This is a genomic window from Halopseudomonas sp. Lyrl_26, assembly GCF_051948695.1.
GTDB classification, from domain to species: Bacteria; Pseudomonadota; Gammaproteobacteria; order Pseudomonadales; family Pseudomonadaceae; genus Halopseudomonas; species Halopseudomonas formosensis.
Genome location: NZ_JAYJLH010000041.1, coordinates 1 through 349, shown reverse-complemented (window position 1 = coordinate 349; position 349 = coordinate 1). Strand labels below are relative to the sequence as shown.

1 pseudogene is annotated in these 349 nt (G+C 55.0%); it reads right to left on the bottom strand.

Going from position 1 to position 349, the window contains the following annotated elements:
- Positions 1–242, bottom strand: a pseudogene (locus VF673_RS15015) (IS110 family transposase); the annotation flags it as partial.
- Positions 243–349: the final 107 nt, after the last annotated feature.

Here is a 349-nt window from a genome sequence, read left to right as displayed (position 1 = left end):
TTGATGTGCTGCGCTGGCAGCAGCTCGACCACATGCCCCAGCGACTCCATCTCCCTGGCCCAATAATGGGCACCCGAGCAGGCCTCCATGGCAATCATCGCTTCGGGATAGTTCGCCAGAAACGGCAGAAGCTCGCTGCGACGGAGCTTCTTGCGTCGAGCCTGTTTGCCCCGTTGGTCCAATACCACAACGAAGAACACAGTCTTTGCCAGATCGATACCGATTGTCGTAGATTTGTTCATGGTCTCCTCCTGTCTCTTCTCGTTTCTCAATAGATGTTTAGCATCTATTTCCTCTGGCGCATCACGACGCCGTAGAGGGAGAGGGAGGAGACCATCTCATCGAGCAC